This is a genomic window from Candidatus Propionivibrio aalborgensis, from assembly GCF_900089945.1.
In the GTDB taxonomy this organism is placed as follows: Bacteria; Pseudomonadota; Gammaproteobacteria; order Burkholderiales; family Rhodocyclaceae; genus Propionivibrio; species Propionivibrio aalborgensis.
Map to the genome: position 1 here is coordinate 1 of NZ_FLQY01000380.1, position 2,417 is coordinate 2,417.

Annotated in this window: 1 protein-coding gene and 1 pseudogene; both read left to right on the forward strand. The window is 60.5% G+C overall.

The features are described 5' to 3' along the window. Positions 1-117 precede the first annotated feature (117 nt). Positions 118-1,025 (forward strand): annotated as a pseudogene (locus PROAA_RS16710) (tyrosine-type recombinase/integrase). After that, complete coding sequence (locus tag PROAA_RS16720) at positions 1,022-2,107, forward strand: IS91 family transposase (RefSeq protein ID WP_186412438.1); 1,086 nt, start codon at positions 1,022-1,024, stop codon at positions 2,105-2,107. The pseudogene PROAA_RS16710 and the gene PROAA_RS16720 overlap by 4 nt, the downstream one beginning before the upstream one ends. Positions 2,108-2,417 lie beyond the last annotated feature (310 nt).

Here is a 2,417-nt window from a genome sequence, read left to right on the forward strand (position 1 = left end):
GTTGGACGAAGCCGCTACGCGGAGAAAGACCACCTCGCGGCCCCACGAATTATTCTGCACGCACATCTCCTTATACCGAGGGGATGATTTTGCAATATTTCGTGAGGATAGACCAGCATGAACACAGCAGCATCAGCACACTTTGACCGGCAATACGAACTTCATCTGAAGCACCTCAAGCTCAAGGGGCTGCAACCGAAGACCATCGAAGCCTATGCGCGGGCCATCCGTCGTCTGGGCGGGTATTTTTCGCATCGGATTGACGAGCTGACCGAAGCGCAGCTCACCGCGTATTTCAGCGACCTGATCGGGACGCACTCCTGGAGCGCGGTCAAACTCGATCTCTACGGCCTGAAGTTCTACACCACCCACGTGTTGAAGAAGCCCTGGGTGATGCCGAACCTGATCAAGCCACCCAAGGCGCAGCGGCTGCCCGACATCGTCACAGTCGAGGAGGCCAAGCGACTGTTCGCCGCCACCCGCGTGGTCAGTTACCGGGTGTTCTACTTCACGCTCTACAGTCTGGGATTGCGCCTGGGCGAAGGGCTGCGGCTACAGGTGGGCGATATTGATGCGGTACGTCAGCGCGTACATATCCGCGATGCGAAGGGCAATCGGGACCGTTTCGTTCCGCTGCCGCAATCGACGCATCAACTCCTGCGCCGCTTCTGGCAAGTGCATCGCCATCCCGTGCTGCTCTTTCCCAATCGGCACCGCGGGCTGGCCGGTGCCGCCCGCGCGACCACGCCGCTCGATCGCGGCGGCGTACAGCGCACACTACGCAAAGTAAGCGAAGCCTGTGGCCTAAAAAAAAGATCACCCCGCACTCGCTTCGACACAGCTATGCCACCCACCTGATTGAGGCCGGCGTCGACCTGCTCGAAGTCCAGAAGATCCTCGGCCATTACTCGATTCTCACCACGGCCAGATATACCCATCTGACCAGCCACACCAACGATCAGGCCAGCGTTCGCATCAATGCCCTGATGGACCGCTTCGCGATAGCCTGGGGCGTGGTCAAATGATTGCCCTTGCCGAAGTCATCAGTCGCCATGAGGCGGCCTACCTGCAGCAGTATCGCCACGCGATCCTGCCCAGCCACCGCCAGGCCCTGGCCGTCATGAAGCACTGCCGCACGTCGTTGGCCCCGCGCATGCTGGCGAGCTGTACCGCCTGTGACGAACGACGCCTCGTGCCGCACTCCTGCGGGCATCGCAGTTGCCCACATTGCCAGCATCACGAGAGCCAGCAGTGGCTGGAACGGCAACTCAAACGTCAGGTGCCGGCCAGCTATTTCCTGATCACCTTCACCGTGCCATCAGAATTCAGGGCGCTGGCGTGGCAGCATCAACGTCTTTTCTACGCGTTGCTGTTCGAATGCGCCTGGGCAACGGTTTGCACCTTCAGCCAGAACGACAAACACCTGCACGGCCGGCCTGGCGCGGTGAGCGTGCTACACACCCATTCGCGCCGGCTCGATTACCACCCGCATTTGCATTTGGCCATGCCGGCGGCGGCGCTCGATGCGAAGTGCCGTCGCTGGCGGACCAAGCCACGCGGCAAAGGCAACGGCTACTTGTTCAACCACCGTGCCCTGTCCAAGGTCTTTCGCGCCAAGCTGCTGGCGGCCCTGGGCCGTGAAGGTCTGAAACTGCCCGCCTGTCACCCGCAGAAATGGGTGGTCGACTGCAAGGGCGTCGGCACGGGTGAAAAAGCCTTGGTCTATCTTGGCCGCTATCTCTATCGGGGCGTCATTCAGGAAAAGGACATCCTGGCCTGTGACGAGAAACAGGTCAGCTTTCGCTACCGAGACAGTCAGACCGGAAGGGTGGCGGTGCGCACGGTGAGCGGCGCCACCTTCCTCTGGCTGGTCCTGCAACACGTCCTGCCCAAGGGCTTTCGGCGCGCCCGCAACTTTGGCTTCTTGCATTCCAACAGCAAAGGCCTGATTGCGTTGCTGCAGGTTGTTCTGAAGGTATTGCCCAACGCCGACCTGAGTTGGATGAAACCACGGCCGCTGTTTCTGTGCGCGTGTTGCGGGGCCCCGATGCAGGTGGTACGAAGACGTATTCCGTGGCACTCGACCGATGGAGCGGCGCAGGTTTGACCGAGGGCGTGCGCGTGTAAGCCAGCCGCAATCCGATTGCCGATGCGCTGTCCGGCGCCACGGACGCGCTCGGCCTGATATCGGAGAAAATCGCCGATTTGACCGCCAAAAGGTTGAATCTGACGACGCAGCGTCGCAATGACGGTGCGTATTGCCAGCGCTCAAGGGCTTTCTGCGACTGAAAGCCCTTGCGTGCGGTGAAGGACAAAAAGATATTTCCAGGGGAACTACCCAGCCTCCGAACCGGGCTTGTCCAACAACCGGTTCAGATCGTGGCTCGCTTCGCGATCACGATCTAACCTTAATCGTT

What these genes read in the sequence shown, in the direction of transcription:
- PROAA_RS16720 (WP_186412438.1), top strand. Translation starts at nt 1,022, where the DNA reads ATGATTGCCCTTGCCGAAGTCATCAGTCGCCATGAGGCGGCCTACCTG.